The sequence below is a fragment of the Pedobacter sp. CAN_A7 genome (assembly GCF_015752175.1).
Classification (GTDB): domain Bacteria; phylum Bacteroidota; class Bacteroidia; order Sphingobacteriales; family Sphingobacteriaceae; genus Pedobacter.
Map to the genome: position 1 here is coordinate 452,564 of NZ_JADOUW010000001.1, position 16,482 is coordinate 469,045.

A 16,482-nucleotide genomic window follows, 5' to 3' on the forward strand; every position below is an offset into this window, starting at 1 on the left:
GGATTGGCTTAGCTAGCTATTCATACGCTTTAATAATATGGGTAATTTACAATCGCTCCGCAGACTGCAAATTTCGCTTTTTCACCATATACTCAGATGGTACCACGTTGTATTTAGCCTTAAACGATCTGGCAAAATAATTTGGAGTAGAGAAACCTACATGATAGGCTATCTGTGCTATGCTCAAGTCACTTTGCTCCATTAATACAATGGCCTTCTCCAACTTTACAGACCTAATAAATTCTACAGGGCTCAATCCGGTAATTTCAAGGACTTTGTTGTACAAGCTAGCCCTGCTCATATGGAGGCTCCTGGCCATACCTTCTACTGAAAGTTGAGGGTTGTGGAGATTGTCTTCAATATATACTAGCACTGCATTAATGAGTTTTTCGCTTTCAGATGCTATTTCAGCAGTTATTGGCAGTACTTTTACCTGCTTTACATATGTATCTTTCAATTGTTGATTCAGCGCTAAAAGATTCTTTAGTTTAACATTCAATACTGCAAAATTGAAAGGCTTGGTCATGTAATCATTGGCACCTGACATGAGGCCGGTTAGTTGTTCATCCTCTCCTCTGGAGGCTGTTAGTAATACAACCGGTATATGAGCCGTTCTTTTATCAGCCTTAAGTTTCCGACTTAATTCTATACCATTCATCGCTGGCATATTTACATCACATACGATGATGTCAGGGTGGAGAGATAGCGCCCGCTGCCAGCCTTCCTTGCCATCGGCAGCCTCATATATTCGGTACTGTGACTTTAAGTTATCCTTTAGGTAAAACCTAAAATCATCATCATCTTCAATGATTAGTAATGACAAGGTTAAACTTGAATTATCTTGCTGAGCATCCTGATTGATAAACTTTTGTTTTTCACATGGTTCAGCAAGGTGTTGCTGACTTTCAACCAACTCAAGTCCCGATTCGGACTTTGCAAACGGAATAGATACCGTAAAACTACTACCCTCTCCCTGCTGACTTTCTAATGTTATAGATCCCAGGTGCATTCTTACAAACTCTTTGACAATAGATAAACCGATGCCGGTTCCCTGATTAAGTACCATACTACCTGGATCATGTTGAAAAAAACGTTCAAAAAGGTGGTCCTGGACTTCTTTAGGAATACCAATCCCTGAATCGCAGACTATCATATCTAATAACAGCCGTCCATCAGCTGCCAGAAGCTCATGGGCTGTTATTTTTACCTGAATTACACCGCCCTCCTGAGTAAATTTAAATGCGTTGGAAAGCAAATTAAAAAGGATACGCTCAATTTTATCATGATCAAACAACACAAATACGCTTGTAATATTCGAAGTGAAAGTAAATGTAATTTTCTTTCTCAAAGCCACGTCCCTAAATGAATCAGTAGAATCTCTGATAAAGGAAATGACATCACCGCTGGCAAGATGAAGCTTTAATTCCTGTTCTTCCATCTTTCTGAAATCCAGCAATTGATTTACAAGGTTCATCAATCGGCGGCCATTGCGCTTTATCATTCCTAATTGACGTGATTGTGAAGGTTCCTTAATGTTTTCTAAAAGCATTTCAACAGGTCCAACGATCAGTGATAATGGCGTTCTAAATTCGTGACTGAGGTTGGTCAAGAACTTTATCTTCATTAAATCCATTTGGTGTAAATGCTCAGCATGGCGCCGTTCCTGTTCAATGAGTTGTTTGGCTTCCATGCGTTCCTTTTCCAGGGCAAACCTCATTTCCAATTTCTTGATTCCCCGATATCTTATCACCAGGATACAGCCTAAAATAGTAAATACATAAAATAGGTATGCATAGGAAGTGCGCCAGAATGGAGGTGAAATATGAATGATTATAGACCGGCCCTCTGTATTCCAAACACCATCATTATTACTGGCTCTAACCTCAAAAGTGTAATCACCGGGGTCCAGGTTAGTATAATATGCTGTATGCTCTTTTCCCGCCACTGTCCAATCCTCATCAACTCCACTAAGGCGATAAACATATCGGTTCTGTTCAGAAACCGTATAATTTAATGCGACAAAGCTGATGGAGAAATTATCCTTGTGTTTAAGAGCTATTTGTTTTGCAAGTAGCAAAGATTGCTTTAATGGGCCTTCTTCCGAGGGAATCACTGGGACGCTATTTACATTTAAGTTAGTAAGAACAATAGAAGGTACGTTTTTATTCATTCTCAACATCGAAGGGTCGAAGTAATTGAAGCCTTCCTGCCCTCCAAAGAATAACGTCCCGTCTGACAAACATATGCCCGCACCAAGTACAAATGGACTATTTTGTAGTCCGTTATGATGTGTGTAATTCTTGAACTTTTTAGTTACCGTATTAAAACTGCTAATCCCAGCATTTGTACTTAACCAGAGTTTCCCAGTTTTATCTTCTACAATCTTCTGTATAGCATCATTCGCAAGACCTTCCTTGATTGAAAAATTAGTGAATAGTCCAGTCTTTTTATTCAGGAGATTTAAACCACCTCCATAAGTTCCTACCCAGATATCTCCTTTACTATCTTTATAAATGCTGGTTACATAATCACTGGGCAAACCGTTTTTATCCTTTGTATAAAAACTGAATCTTTTTTTCTTTGCGTTATAAACGGATATGCCTCCTCCAAAACTACCAATCCACATATTACCTTCACCATCTTCTTCAAGGGCTCTGATTACCGGATGGGAAAGTCTATTAGGGTCTAACGCATTTACCGGGTTATTGATAAGCTTTTCGATGCGACCATTTACTGGATGATATAAATTAATTCCCCCACCATTGGTGCCTATCCAAACAAGCCCGCTTTTATCCTCCCGAATACAAAACACGTCACTGAAATTTAGGTGACCAGGTCCACTGCCCTTTACAAGATGCTTACGATTGCCTGTAGCTAAATCTATAACGTAAACACCGTCAAGGTAAGTACCCACCCATAAGTTATTATTCCTGGTCATTTCCAGTGCCAACACTGACATTGGCTCGCCACTTTTTGAGCGTCGATGAGGTAAGATCTGATAATGTGTAAATGCCGCGTTACCAGGCCTAAAGAGATCGACTCCTCCACCATCTGTACCAACAAACACACCTTTCCCCTTATATTCAGCAAATGACGTAACTACAGGCGCACTAAGGCCATTAGTAAAGAATGGGTTGCTCTCTACACGTTTAAAACTTGTATAATTTGGATCGAATTTACTAATACCACCTTGAAAGGTTCCCACCCAGGTGATGCCATCATCACCGAAACAAACTGCGCGAATAGATTTGGCTTTCAGACTACTTCTACTTCGCCGGTCTGCCCGATATTGGTAAACCAAGCCACTGTCAATGCTAACAAGGTTTAATCCATCTTCAGTTCCTAGCCACAATAACCCATTTTTGGCCACCTGTACCGTATATACAATATCATTGCTAAGGCTAGCATTGTCCCCTCCATGCTGATTGAGCGTTTTTATTAATTCTCCTTTTGGTGTAAGTACATGCAGGCCCCCTTGGGTGGCGACAAGTATGCGTCCTTTTTTATCTTCATTAAGAGACAATACAAATGCGGAAAGCTGCATTTTTGGCCCATGCGGAGTGTATAGAAATCGTGTAAAGGAATTACTCGCTCTATTATACCGGTATAACCCTGCATCCGTTCCTACCCACATGATATTCCTAGAGTCTTTAAATACAGAAATGATCGTGTTTGTGCGGAGCTTCCCAGGATCGCTGCTATCTTGATAAATCTTTTCAATTATCCGGGTCTTTCGGTTTATCACATACAATCCACTATAAGAAGCCACCCAGATATCCCCTTTATGATCCTCCACAATTGAATTCGCTGCAACCCCAATAGGTTCCTTATTATATTTACCAAGTTCTATAAATTCATCTTTATTCCGGTCGTAAATACTTACAGAGCCTCCGTTAGTTCCAACCCATAATGTACCGTCCGAATCTTCAAATAGGGAGGTAACATGGTTTATTGGCAATGATTTTGGGTTTTCACTTACATGTCGGTATACTTTAAAGGATGTTCCATCAAAGCGGTTAAGTCCATCTTCTGTGGCTATCCATAAAAATCCTAAATGATCTTTAATGATGGCAGTTACAGTATTTGATGAAAGGCCATCTTTGGAGGTAAATGTGCTAAAGCCAAGATCTGGCTTTTTACCAAATAATTGTAATGATATTACTATACAGAACACGAATAGCACGGCGCTGTTTAAGACTACGTTCTTTTGCATGAGAGGTTTATCGCTATACTTGGTTGCTATAAAGCTAATGATCTCAAACTGAACAAAAAAGATAATTGGAAATTAAATCAAATAGCCTCATTAAGGTTTACAGCTTTGGTTATGTTGGTTATTTATGACACCAAATGCTATAAGTTTTTTTACATCTAATCAATTTTCAATGCTTGAATAAACATTGCTTATTCCTAATAATCCGTTGGATTTCATTAAATTTAAACCTACAGGTGTGTAAGTAAAGGAAGGATGATATGGAACAAACAACACTTTATCATGGCACTAAAGCAAACCTACACAAGGGCGACCTCATTAGCCCTGGGTTTAGCTCAAACTATGGAAAAAGAAATAAGGCTAAATTCGTCTATTTTTCTGCCACCTTAGAGGCGGCTGCTTGGGGGGCGGAACTACCAACTAAATCATACCGTACTGCAAGTCAGCTTAGGGTGACTGGAGAGGTGAAAGATTGGAAAAGGCATTCCCCGGAACAGCTCAAAGCGATGAAGGATCATCTGGAGGTATTCAAACAACAGGGTATTGAGGGCAATTCAAGAATAAATACAAGCTATGAAACACAAAGTTAAATCAATCAGGCCATTTATAGGGGCAAAGAATTATGACATCTCCAGAAGCTTTTACCGCGACCTGGGATTTGAGGAGGTTATATTAAGTCCAGATATGTCCTTGTTTAAAAGTGGCAGCCTGGCATTTTATCTTCAGGATGCTTATGTAAAAGAATGGATAGAGAATACCATGATCTTTATGGAGGTAGATAATACACAGGAATTTTATGATGGACTTAAATCGCTGGACCTAAGCAGCAAATACAAGGAGGTAAAGTTAACCCCTATACGGGAAGAAAGCTGGGGCAGAGAATGTTTCCTGCATGATCCATCGGGTGTGCTTTGGCATTTTGGTGAGTTTTTTACGTTGTAAATATTTCATAGCTGACATAGGGTTGTCATACCACCGCTTTAAATTTACGACTTCTTAATTACTCAAAAATTATAATCAGGCATTTAGATCGATCCTTTGGAAACAAATATTCGAAAGCAACATTTGGCTGAAACATTATTGGTTAGTGTCATTATAATAACAATGAAATTGCCCTTATGCTAGAAGAAACGGAAACATTTTGCCCGGCTAGTCAGCAAGACTGGAGACAATGGTTACAGCAAAACCATCATATAAAACAAGCCGTATGGCTAGTCTATTATAAAAAGAATTCAAACAAATCAACCATTAACTGGAGCCAAGCTGTTGATGAAGCGCTTTGTTTTGGCTGGATAGATAGTACGGCAAAACCATTAGATAAAGAGAAATACATTCAGTTTTTTTGCAAGCGAAAACCAAAAAGTAATTGGTCAAAAATTAATAAGGCGAAGGTTGACATGTTAATTGAAGCGCAGCTCATGACGTCGGCAGGATATGCCAGTATTAAAACAGCTAAAGAAAATGGTTCATGGACCATTCTGGACGAAGTTGAAGAACTTAAGATCCCTGACGATCTGGAAGAATCATTCAAAACCAGGGCGGGTTCTAATGACTTTTTTACGAGTTTTAGTAAGTCGGTAAGAAAATCTATGTTGCAATGGGTGGTGTTGGCGAAAAGGCCAGAGACCAGGCAAAAGCGAATAAAACAAATCACTGATTGTGCAGCATTAAAGCAAAAACCGGAACAGTTTAGGTAAAATAGTTGATAGCTTTAATTTGTTTAAAATCGCCTTGAGAATGTTCTTGAGGCGTTTTTTTAATTAGCAACTGTTTTTAGCGTGACGATTGTTTAGCTCGGTTTTACTATAAAACCAACAAACCGAAATCTCTTAACGTATTAATCGGTTTTGAATACCAGAACAATTCAAAATGTTCCATACTCGCCTCAAAGTCAGTTTTAAGGTCTTGAAAAGTATATACCTTCATATTGATTACCGCTATTTTCGGCAAATTGGTTAGCAGCCACTCCCCTTCTGCTTTACTGGTCTGAATAGTAAAAGTTTCTTTTTTATCGTGGAATGTTAATACCATCGACTCGAATGTCTGTCCTTTTTTAGACTTAGCAAAACTTGTTGTTTCGGGTATTCCGCCAAGCCAGACCACCTTAGCCGTGGGTTTAGTATTAAATTTACTCTCTTCTTTTAAAGATTTCCTGATATGATCAAATGGCACGGTTACTTTAGGAATTTTAAAGTCAAACCAGTCCTGCAACTTGTAATCCAGGCAAATGCCATGCATAAAGTTAAAAAGCGATTTCTTTAAACCATAACTAAACTTATCGTGGTCAATTCCTGTTTTATCGATGAAATTAATGTCATTGTTGGCAAAGGTTCCGATCGTTTCTGTTTCCTTCATTACGCCAAATTTTTCCGGATACAGACCTACCGGACTATGGGCTGTCATGGCAAACTGGTGCCAGAATCCTGATTGTAATACCCCTGCTTCAAATAATTGCCTTACCATTTCCAAACTGTCTACAGTTTCCTGAACGGTCTGCGTGGGGTAACCATACATCAGGTAAGCATGGACTAACACACCAGCTTCCGTTAAATTACGCGTAACCTGGGCAACCTGTTCAACAGATACCCCTTTATCAATGAGCTTTAACAACCGGTCTGACGCTACTTCCAAACCACCCGAAACAGCAATACAGCCCGAAGCTTTAAGTAACAGGCATAAATCTCTGGTAAAGGATTTTTCAAAGCGAATATTCGTCCACCAGCTTACCGATATTTCACGCCTTAAAATCTCTAATGCAACTTCCCTCATTAATGCCGGTGGTGCAGCCTCATCTACAAAGTGAAAGCCATTCTGCCCCGTTTGTGTTGCTAAAGCCTCCATTCGATCCACAATCAATTTGGCAGCGACAGGTTCATACACCTTGATATAATCTAAGGAGATATCACAAAATGTACATTTACCCCAGTAACAACCATGTGCCATGGTCAGCTTGTTCCAGCGACCATCGCTCCACATCCGATGCATCGGGTTTACAATTTCGATCACCGAAATATAATTATCCAATGGTAAGTCGCTGTAATCTGGCGTTCCCACATCACTTTGTTTGTAATCGTTTCTTAATGCATCATTTTTAAAAACAACCTCTCCATTTTCGAGCATAAATGTTCTTTTATAGAGATGGAAGGCCCCGACATTGCTAACCGCCTGATGAAGCAATTCAACTGGCAATTCACCATCATCCAGGGAGATGTAATCGAAAAACTCGAATACGCGCTTGTCGGATAAGGAACGTAATTCCGTATTGGCAAATCCACCACCCATGGCTATTTTTACCTCCGGATAATGTTGTTTTACATATTGCGCACAACGGAATGCGGCATATAAATTTCCGGGAAAAGGAACTGATATCAGAAAAATCTTAGGCTGAATAATGGCCATTTTCGACTCCAGGATATCCATCAGGATATTATCCATATAGGTGTATTCCTGATGTAAAACCCCGTACAACTCATCAAAAGAGTTAGCACTTCTACCTAATCTTTCGGCATAACGACTAAAACCAAAATTCTGGTCAATACATTCCACAATGAAATCAGAAATATCTTCCAGGTACAACGTGGCTAAATGTTTACCTTTATCCTGTGTTCCCATAGAACCAAATGCCCAGTCCAACTCTTCCAACTGCGTAAACCTTGATGCTTCTGGTAAAAAGTCCTCCTGACAAATCTGCAAGGCCAGGGTCGGGTTTTTACCCTGTAAAAAAGCAATTACTGCATCAATAGTTTTGATGTACTCGTTTCTTAACGCATAAATCCGTTTTGCATTTATACTTTTAGCCTTAACTGATATCCCATTCTCCTGTGAGAATAGCTTTTGCAAACCTTTCCTTGAAAACAAGGCCAATATCACTTCAATACCTAAATCTGCCTGCGTTGAGGAAATATTTTTTGTGTTTAAAAAACCTTTGATATACGCAGTCGCAGGATACGGAGTATTTAGTTGGGTAAAAGGCGGTGTGACAAGAAAAAGATCTGTTTTCAAAATGGCATCGTATTTCGTGGCAAAATTATCCATAATTATGTTAGTATTCAGCCCCATTTTTGATTTATATCAGATTCTAACATCTCAGCCCTCTATCGTCTTTATCCAGCTGCATGAAATATTTTGTATGAGCCTGGATGTAGTGTTTATTAACCTTTGCTGCTTCAGGTAGCCTATTGTAAACCAGGGTTCGTGATTAGCCTACTCACAGCTGTCACTTGCTGTATATCTCCTGTACGTTTTACCGAAGCGGATATAGAGGAGGTATACAGGAGATATGCTTTTGACTACTACAACATACACGCTATAATCAAGCCGTCATGAATTTAACTTTAGTCTTCTGCCAATCTCTACTTTCAATTTTGTATACAAAATTATGCATTGGTAATTCGCCATAGTAGGTTACGACCTGTTCATCAACTTTCTCTGCGTTTAAGCGGCTTATGGCTATTTGGGAGCGCATGTTCTCAGCCCCAATATGAAAATACACTTTGGTAACAAATTGAAAGATATAGTCCAGCATCAACTTTTTTACCAGCAAATTGACACCTTTACCCCAATAGGCTTTTGCGTAAAAAGTGTATCCTATTAAAATACTGTTTTCTTCTTGGTTATAGTCGTAAAATCGAGTGCTGCCAATCACAGCTTCAGTCACCCTATCGATGACTTTAAACGCTGCTTTACTTTCTATGGCCCCTTCAAAAAATACTTCAAAAACTTCTTTTTGCCACCTATTTTTATTAGGATGTTGTTCCCATATTTCAGGATCTGACGCAACGTGGTATAAGGTATCAAAATCCATTTCTTCTAAAGGCAGAATGGTCAGTAGATCATTTTGTAAAATCGGTTGTAAATCGATGCTCATTGTTAGTTGCGTTTTAATCTTTTATAATGCTATGAATTTAATGATTTCCCGTCCTTTATTGTTCTACTTCGATAAAAATAGCAACACTTCCATTTTTAAAAGGAGTCCATACATTAGAATTTATTGTACTAACAAAAGCATCACCTCCGGTCATATTTGCTCTAAAACTTATTGGGTCTCCTTTCTTATCAAGTTTATGCATGTATTCAAATGACACTACACAATCCTGATCAAGGTATATTTTTTCGGAAATCATGTTGAAGGTGAGCAAATTGGCCCTGCATGAAAATGTTTTAACGAACTCTTTATCTAGTAGTCGCTCTACGGGCAAGCCGTTTCGTACCTTATAAATATTCAGCCTATAAGTGACGGAATCCCTACTTTTTTTATCGCTACCTACCCTGACATTGGCCGTTAATAATTTCGAAGGTTTCTTGATGTGCAGCAGCTTACCGTGTTCATAGTAGTTTCCATCCCTTCCACTAACGCTCACCCAAAACAAGGGTGTAAACCGTCTGGTCCCGAGTATAATAAATTTTGGTTTTTTTTCGGAAACGACAACTTCCTTCAATTGGATAGCTATTTTCTCTAACTGAATGGTGGTGTCTTGAGCAAGCGCAAAAGTGCCCATGCATATTAATAATATGATGGTAAAGTATAACGTCTTTGGTTGGATAAATTTTAAGGCATCAATCATGCATACCAATTTAATCTGTTTGAATATTATAAACGCCTGATTTAACTTACTTTAACACTTTAATTTAGCACAGTTATAGAAACGCATAAAACACTATGTTTGTAGTATGAAAAACATACATAAACTTTTATTTTCTTCAGTAGTTTTACTGGCTGCATGTAGCAATAACTTACATACGGCTACTCAGGATGACGCTACTTCAGATTCTAATCAAAACGCTGGGGCTATGGTTACCGAAAAAGTACTTACTGCTAAAATGACAATCGCACCTGTAGCAATGCTAAGTGATTCTATTTCATTTAGATTCACTGTTTACAATAACACGGATAGCACTAGATCTTTTTGTAAATGGCATACCCCATTTGAACGTTTGATGAGTAAGTATTTAGATGTAAGAGATGAATCTGGACAAGAAGTAGATTATAAAGGTGCCATGGCCAAAAGAATGATGCCGCCACCTGCTGATAGTTTTATCACGGTGAATAAAGGTGACAGTATTTCTGTGGTAACAGATTTAAAAGAAGGATACGCCATTCAAAAGCCCGGAAAATATAGTATCAAATACAATTCTTCTGAAATAAACGGCCTGGTTGTGAAAGACAGTATTAGTGTTACCGTCAAATAATTATAAATATTTAAACTTGATGTTCCGAAATGGAACATCAAGTTTTATAGCTATGCTGGGATTCTTTCTTTACTTTTTATTTTAAGGAAACTGATCAAACCAATAATACCTATAGCAAAACTAAATACATCGATAAACAAGATATCTGTAGCCCCTGCTGCATAAGTTTGCCATACCCAGTTACCGGTGCAGATGCCGTTAGCTACTGGGATCAATAAACTAAATACACTCCCCAGTAATATAGTTTCGCGATTAGTACGTTTCAGGTCTTTGCGAACAATGTAATATGCTGATAGCAGTAACCAACCGTAAAAGTAAAAACGATAAATGAAATCCTGATCTGTGGCGGCGTTAACCTTGACGGCAATCAAAGTCATTGCGGTAATAGGAAACATAGACAGACAAGCCGCAAGGAAGATATTAGCCAGCCAGAAGTTAAACTTCCTTTTATAGGCAGGCACGTTATCTTTATCTCTGGCTACCAGCCAGACTAAAATACCAGAGATGATGACTACGCAGCCCATAATACCTAAAACGAAATATACTAATTTCAACCAGTACCCTCCAAAATCGCCAAAGTGCAAGCGGTAGATCAGGCTCTTTACCTTATCCATATAAGTCGCTTTTTCTAAAGGAGATTTATGGTAAACGACCTGGTCATTGGCTATATTATAGATGATCCGGCCTGTGCCAGCAAAGCTATATTTGCGATTAGCATTCCCTTCAATAACCACATGCATAGAGGTATCACCATAGTTTTTAAGGAGTATACTTTTTATAAAGGGATCTTTCCAAAGTTTACGGGTATGGCTAATGTAGGCGTCGATATCGATGGTCTTATTCAAAGCCTGATAAGTATATGGATATTCCCTTGTATCTGAGTAATCAAGTTCCTGATATAACTTTTCTGATTTACCATCATAAAAGAGATAACTGAAAGGTGCAATGATTGCGGTATTAAAGATGAGTATAATACCCGTTATCGCATAAATGAGCTGATAAGGGAAACCGATTACACCGAGCGCCGTGTGGGCGTCGGTCCATACGGTCTTCACTTTAGACCAGGGTCTGAAAACGAAGAAGTTTGAAACAATCTTATCCCAATGTAACAGTAAACCAGTGAGCAAGGCAAAGAGGAATAAAAAAGAAACCACACCTGCAAGCAAATAGCCAAAGGGCGCACCAATCCTGATCGGTACCTGATTTAACTGGGCCAGGAAATGCAGCCGGTAAAGAAATTCGCCCATATCATAAGATTGAGCGTAGGTCTTGCTATCGCCTTTCATGAAATTATAGTTAAAGTAGGCGCCGTCTCCACCCCTTCCCCGACCACGTCCACGACCTTTTTCGGGTTTAACGACGGCTGTTTTTGGCACTAAAGTGCTGTCTTTGGAAGCCGACATGTTTACATAACCATTGAAGCTGTGCTCCTGAAAATACAGGGAGATGTCTCTACCGGTAAGGTTATGTTTTTGGTGCAGCGAATCAAGAAGCTTGGCATAAGTGATGGGTTTATGCTGGTGAGCGCGATAGGAAGTATTACTTTGCCATGCTGATATTTCTTTTTTGAAAAAAGAGTAAGAACCTGCAAAAAAGATGACAAAAAGCAAGGCGCAGATAATGATGCCGCTAATGGTATGGGTATGAAAATAAATATTATACCTTCTAAGATTCATAGCTGGTGGTTAGAGTTTTAATAAGATAGGAAGGGAGAAAATAAGGGTTAATAAGGCATAGACCAACCAGATTTTCCATGCGCGTTCGGCAAGGAAAGCCAGCAGTAGAAGAACAGCCCAAAGGATATAACCAGTGAAGGCCGCTGTGATGACCACATATTTAGGCTCAAAAAAGTAGCTAAATAAGTGGTGAAAAGAGATCATGACGAAATAACCCCCAATAAAACCAGCGGTAATTTTAAAAAACCGCTCAAAGGGAGATTTAGTAAGGTATTTTTTCTTAGCTGGCATGGTTAAAAAATTAAAGTTTCAAAACTCAATAACAACCCGTAGATCAGTAACACATGCATAAAGCTGAGGTAGCGTAATGGGAATAATAAGATGGTTAGACAGCCAATGCACATGAGCACGACGACTAAGGAAAAAATTCCTGACCCAACTCCATTAAGAATTATAAGCAGAACACCAGCATTAAGGATTAACAGACCACTTATTATTCTGGAATACAGAGGTTGTGAAGCCAATTTTATGGCCCATAACGGTTTATGGTCCCACCGTGCTTTTTTGGAAAGGTTGTATAAAAGCAGAAATGCTGCAAAGAGTAAAAATATAATGGTGCTGTACATATCGGTTATTAATAAACCAGCCGTTGAAAGCTCAACGGACTGGTTACTTGAAAGCATTACTGAATAATTTATAATTTACTGATTGAGGTAATTACACCACCTTCTATTTTCAGACCTCTAGTTGCCGTTGCAGTACCTGCATCTATTTTATATACATAGCTGCTACCATCAACTAAGGTTACACCCATATAAGCTGTTCTGCCATCTACAGGACTAAAATTATGACTGGTTATGCTACCTATTGTCGCCAATTCAGGCATTCCGGTAACGGCTTTGAATGTTTTGTTATTTACGTTAATGATGCCGATGTGTTTACCTGTATTAAAAGCACCTTTTTCTGAAGCTGTAGTGGCATTAACAATAAAATTGCCTGCACCAACATAAATCCAGTTGGTGATATTCATACCGCCTGACGCTTCCTGGAAATTGAAATAATAAGTTCGGTCGAATTCTGTTGTTCCGGCATTGATCCTTGTTATAGCAGAAGGCTTTTTAGAGGTTAACGCGCCACCAGTGGTCGCTACTGCCGATGAAAACGCATAGGTATCTCCGTTTTCAATTACACCTAATCCGTCTACGAAATATCTACCGATAAAACTGGTTCTGTCATCTTTAATGATTTTTTCCAGTGTCATACTTGGATAATCGTATACTGCAACCCAGGCACTGTCGGGATAGTTCGTGCCAAAACTATCGCCACAACAAGCTTTTATGGAGAAATAAGGTGCAAACACCTTGTTATTTACTTGTTTAAGCCAGGAGAAATGTGCTGTTTCGCCATTTTTTGTAAGATTGGCTACATCCATCTGTCCCTCTCCTGAAATAAGCAGGTTATCGGTATTAACCTGATACCAATTTGCTTTATTCCCATAGGTACGTGGAATTTTAACCAGTAATAAGTCATTATTTACCGGTGCAAAGGCTTGAACAGTTTCCGTTTGGAAATTAGACAGTTTATTCAATTTTCCGCCTTCCATGTTGTAGGTTGTTACCGCACCAGGATTTCCTTGTCCGTAAAGCAAACTAAAGAATTTGTTGTTATGGGTGACATAATAACGGAAAGTTCCGTCCTGTTCTAATCCATTCCTGGCAGTAGTAATGGTTCCTGTGTCCAGGTTATTTGCTGTCAGCAGGTAATCGGCTACGCCGGTTGAAGCCACCGGAGTAACTGTTAATATATAATTGCCTGTTGGATCAGCAATGTCAGTGGGTGTATTGCTTTTTTTACAGGAGGTAATTGCAGCTGCAAGGGCGAGGGCAAGGCACGCATTTTTAAGGGTATTTTTCATTTCTATTATTTTTTAAGATTTAAGATGTTTTATTGATGAAGTAGCGTAATTTTAAAAAGAAGGACCTGCTTGGCTTTTGAAGGCTGAAGTTGTCGTACAACAGCGCATCATTCAGGTTTTTGCATTCCAGGGAGATGTTGTACCGGCCATTTTTCATGCTGTACATAAAGTTGGCGTCATGGCTTAGCTGTTTAGGTATACCATATTTATCGCCTGAAGCACCTCTGCTTGGCCAGTATAAATAGAAGGCATGCACATAAAGCAGGTTGTAGCCTACACTCAGGTTGTTCCCTTTACTGCCTACATCTTTAAAGGTGAGCGTGACGTCGCCATTTCCGTAAAGAAAAGGAATGTTAGGCATGCGGTCTTTGTAAACCGGACTTAATACTGGGGGATTACCTTCGTATTGTTGCTGGTTGACGATATTTTGATAAGTAAGGTTTATGCCTGCACTGAACCAGTCTTTATAAGAGTATCTGGTCTCGATGTCGCCACCCATATTTGTTACGCCTTCCCGGTTATCAGCAACAAGTTTGCTTTGATTCTGATTGAACTGGTAATAGATAAAATTGCTGGCATTTCTGTAAATCGCATTGGCAGAGATGGAGAATTTATTTACTTCCTGCAGGGAGAAGGAATACATTAAACCCAGGTTCAGGTTATCACTCACTTCTGGCTTAAGGCTGGAATTTCCTTCAAAGTTCTCCACATCCCCAAAAATTTCTGTTGCTTCAGGCATTCTGTTTGCCTTTTCATAAGAAGTCTTTAGCTGGAGGTTGCGATTGATGGTGTAACTAGCTGCCACACCATAGCCTATCTGATGTTGTGTGGTTTCCTGATTGAGGTTCTGCTGTCCGACAATAGAATTCTGAAGGATGTATTTACCAAATAGGTTTAAATCCCATTTATCGGAAGTGGTAAACATATACCCTAGACCAAGGATGTTTTTATGGGTTTTTTGTGTTCGCTCAAAAGCATTGTTTGCTGGATTAAGCTCATCTGAACCCTTACGATTAAAGGTAGAAAAGACATTACTCAATGCTAGTGAATGCTGGTCTGTTAAACGATAGTTTAACATGGTGGTCGCCAATCCGGTATTGTTACCATATTTATACATGGATCTGGATCTTTCGGCGCCATTTCCCGCATACTGCTTATAGTTTCCAAACCAGTCATACCTGCGGTACGCGGTATCAATATTTTGTTCCTTACCAAAATTGTAATTCGCATTCAGGTTCACATCAAGCCCTTTAATCAGGTCCTTTTTCTGATACTTTAATGTTGGCATCACCATATTACCCCGGCGGTGCCACTGTCCGAAAACAGATACCATCCGGGCGCCGGTTTGGATTTCTTTATAGTTTTGACCTAACGTGATACCGAGAAGTAGCTTGTCGGCATATGACTTGTTCACTACCCCCACATTAGCGATGAGTGTTTCGTTATGGTATTTATCATGGAAACGGTTTACCCTGGTGCCTGGTGAATATTGACCGGTATTAATATCGGCAGCATCAACGGTTACTTTATAGTCGTTGTCTGAATAATTCTGGAAAGCATTCAGTTGGAATGTAAGTCCTGATTCGGACGTAACTGCGGCATTAATGACACTGCGATGGGTGTTAAATGACCCAACGGTATATGCTACATCCACATAGTTACGGTAGCGATCGCCTGTTACAATGTTTACAGCGCCACCTAAGGCATCTGCACCTAACCACATGGGTACAACACCTTTATAGATTTCCACGCGTTCGGCAATGTTAATAGGGATGTTATTTATCTGAAAGGAGGAACCGAAGTTATCCATAGGTACCCCATCCAGGAAAAAACGGATGTGATTTCCGGAAAAGCCGTTAAGTGAAAGGTTAAAGTTAGAACCTAAACCTCCGGTTTCTCTAACCCGCACTCCCGACACCCTGTCAAGCGCACCAGCAATGTCAAGTGTCGAGTTGTGCAGTTTAGTAGCATCTAGCGCGGTCACATTAAAGGGCTGTCGATTAACCTCCAGTACTTTGGTGCGTCCCATCACTTCTACACTTTTCAATTGACGCGTGTCGGATTCCATTGTAAACTGACCTTTAGGGAGTTGGCCTGCCCCCAGGTTAACGTTTGTGGAAATTGTTTTAAAACCGATAGAGACTATTGTAAGGGAATAGGCTTTTGGAGAAAGGTTCTCAAAGCTAAAAACCCCATTATAATTTGTAACACGGGTGTAATCACCGAGTTTTACGGTAGCTCCGTGGATCGGTGTGCCCGCTGCTGACTGGACTGTACCTGAGAAAACGGGCGCTTTTTGTTGCGCAGAAGACTGTTGAATTTGATAAAAAACCAACAATACAACTAATAATAATTGCTTAATTTGCATATTAACTTTTAATGTCGAGTTAGGAGTTAGCGCTTTTGTAAAAAAGCGTTTTGTTTGACAGTTTCCGCTGTCTTACATCTTTAAAGATCCCTATGGTTAGAAATTGCCGTTTCTTTCCATAGGA

At 39.5% G+C, this 16,482-nt stretch carries 13 protein-coding genes and 2 pseudogenes; 5 read left to right on the top strand and 10 right to left on the bottom strand.

The window, feature by feature from the left end; all coding sequences use genetic code 11:
• Positions 1-46: 46 nt before the first annotated feature.
• The 3 genes and pseudogenes from IWX76_RS18130 to IWX76_RS02120 all read right to left on the bottom strand — a co-directional run.
• The gene (locus IWX76_RS18130; RefSeq protein ID WP_442952249.1) at positions 47-526 is read right to left on the bottom strand and encodes a helix-turn-helix domain-containing protein; all 480 of its coding nucleotides are present in this window, start codon (positions 524-526) and stop codon (positions 47-49) included.
• A pseudogene (locus tag IWX76_RS18135) lies at positions 503-913 on the bottom strand (response regulator); the annotation flags it as partial. The pseudogene IWX76_RS18135 and the gene IWX76_RS18130, both read right to left, overlap by 24 nt.
• Before the next feature lie 33 nt (positions 914-946).
• Positions 947-4,213, bottom strand: a pseudogene (locus IWX76_RS02120) (two-component regulator propeller domain-containing protein); the annotation flags it as partial.
• Between the two features lie 257 nt (positions 4,214-4,470).
• Between IWX76_RS02120 and IWX76_RS02125 the strand changes: the two are divergent.
• The 3 genes from IWX76_RS02125 to IWX76_RS02135 all read left to right on the top strand — a co-directional run bounded on the left by IWX76_RS02125 (position 4,471) and on the right by IWX76_RS02135 (position 5,907).
• Complete coding sequence (locus tag IWX76_RS02125) at positions 4,471-4,800, top strand: NAD(+)--rifampin ADP-ribosyltransferase (protein WP_196858205.1); 330 nt, start codon at positions 4,471-4,473, stop codon at positions 4,798-4,800.
• Positions 4,784-5,152, top strand: a complete 369-nt coding sequence (locus tag IWX76_RS02130; RefSeq protein WP_196858206.1) for a glyoxalase — start codon at positions 4,784-4,786, stop codon at positions 5,150-5,152. Before IWX76_RS02125 ends, IWX76_RS02130 begins: the two co-directional genes overlap by 17 nt.
• 176 nt (positions 5,153-5,328) lie before the next feature.
• Positions 5,329-5,907: a YdeI/OmpD-associated family protein gene (locus tag IWX76_RS02135; protein WP_196858207.1), complete on the top strand. Its 579-nt coding sequence runs from the start codon at positions 5,329-5,331 to the stop codon at positions 5,905-5,907.
• 106 nt (positions 5,908-6,013) lie between these two features.
• Here the strand turns inward: IWX76_RS02135 and IWX76_RS02140 are convergent, their stop codons facing one another.
• From IWX76_RS02140 to IWX76_RS02150, 3 genes are all read right to left on the bottom strand, one after another.
• Complete coding sequence (locus IWX76_RS02140; protein WP_196858208.1) at positions 6,014-8,245, bottom strand: B12-binding domain-containing radical SAM protein; 2,232 nt, start codon at positions 8,243-8,245, stop codon at positions 6,014-6,016.
• A 277-nt stretch (positions 8,246-8,522) separates the two neighbouring features.
• Positions 8,523-9,077, bottom strand: coding sequence for a GNAT family N-acetyltransferase (locus IWX76_RS02145; RefSeq protein ID WP_196858209.1), 555 nt, complete (start codon positions 9,075-9,077; stop codon positions 8,523-8,525).
• A gap of 55 nt (positions 9,078-9,132) precedes the next feature.
• Complete coding sequence (locus tag IWX76_RS02150; RefSeq protein WP_196858210.1) at positions 9,133-9,774, bottom strand: hypothetical protein; 642 nt, start codon at positions 9,772-9,774, stop codon at positions 9,133-9,135.
• A gap of 106 nt (positions 9,775-9,880) precedes the next feature.
• On the opposite strand from IWX76_RS02150, the gene IWX76_RS02155 reads away from it, so the two are divergent.
• Entirely contained in the window at positions 9,881-10,399 is a 519-nt protein-coding gene (locus tag IWX76_RS02155) for a protease (RefSeq protein ID WP_196858211.1), read from the top strand.
• A 50-nt stretch (positions 10,400-10,449) separates the two neighbouring features.
• Here IWX76_RS02155 and IWX76_RS02160 read toward each other — a convergent pair whose 3' ends face one another.
• Together IWX76_RS02160 and IWX76_RS02165 are read right to left on the bottom strand one after the other, a co-directional pair.
• Positions 10,450-12,075 carry a PepSY-associated TM helix domain-containing protein gene (locus IWX76_RS02160; protein ID WP_196858212.1) on the bottom strand — a complete coding sequence of 542 codons (1,626 nt, stop codon included), beginning with the start codon at positions 12,073-12,075 and terminating at the stop codon, positions 10,450-10,452.
• Positions 12,076-12,084: 9 nt separating this feature from the next.
• Positions 12,085-12,366, bottom strand: coding sequence for a hypothetical protein (locus IWX76_RS02165; RefSeq protein ID WP_196858213.1), 282 nt, complete (start codon positions 12,364-12,366; stop codon positions 12,085-12,087).
• Positions 12,367-12,477: 111 nt separating this feature from the next.
• Here IWX76_RS02165 and IWX76_RS02170 point away from each other — a divergent pair, with 111 nt between their 5' ends.
• Positions 12,478-12,768 carry a hypothetical protein gene (locus tag IWX76_RS02170; protein ID WP_196858214.1) on the top strand — a complete coding sequence of 97 codons (291 nt, stop codon included), beginning with the start codon at positions 12,478-12,480 and terminating at the stop codon, positions 12,766-12,768.
• A 1-nt stretch (position 12,769) separates the two neighbouring features.
• Here the strand turns inward: IWX76_RS02170 and IWX76_RS02175 are convergent, their stop codons facing one another.
• Positions 12,770-13,990 (bottom strand): DUF4374 domain-containing protein, encoded by a 1,221-nt coding sequence (locus IWX76_RS02175; protein ID WP_196858215.1) that lies wholly within the window; start codon positions 13,988-13,990, stop codon positions 12,770-12,772.
• A gap of 19 nt (positions 13,991-14,009) precedes the next feature.
• Positions 14,010-16,358, bottom strand: a complete 2,349-nt coding sequence (locus IWX76_RS02180) for a TonB-dependent receptor (RefSeq protein ID WP_196858216.1) — start codon at positions 16,356-16,358, stop codon at positions 14,010-14,012.
• Positions 16,359-16,482 lie beyond the last annotated feature (124 nt).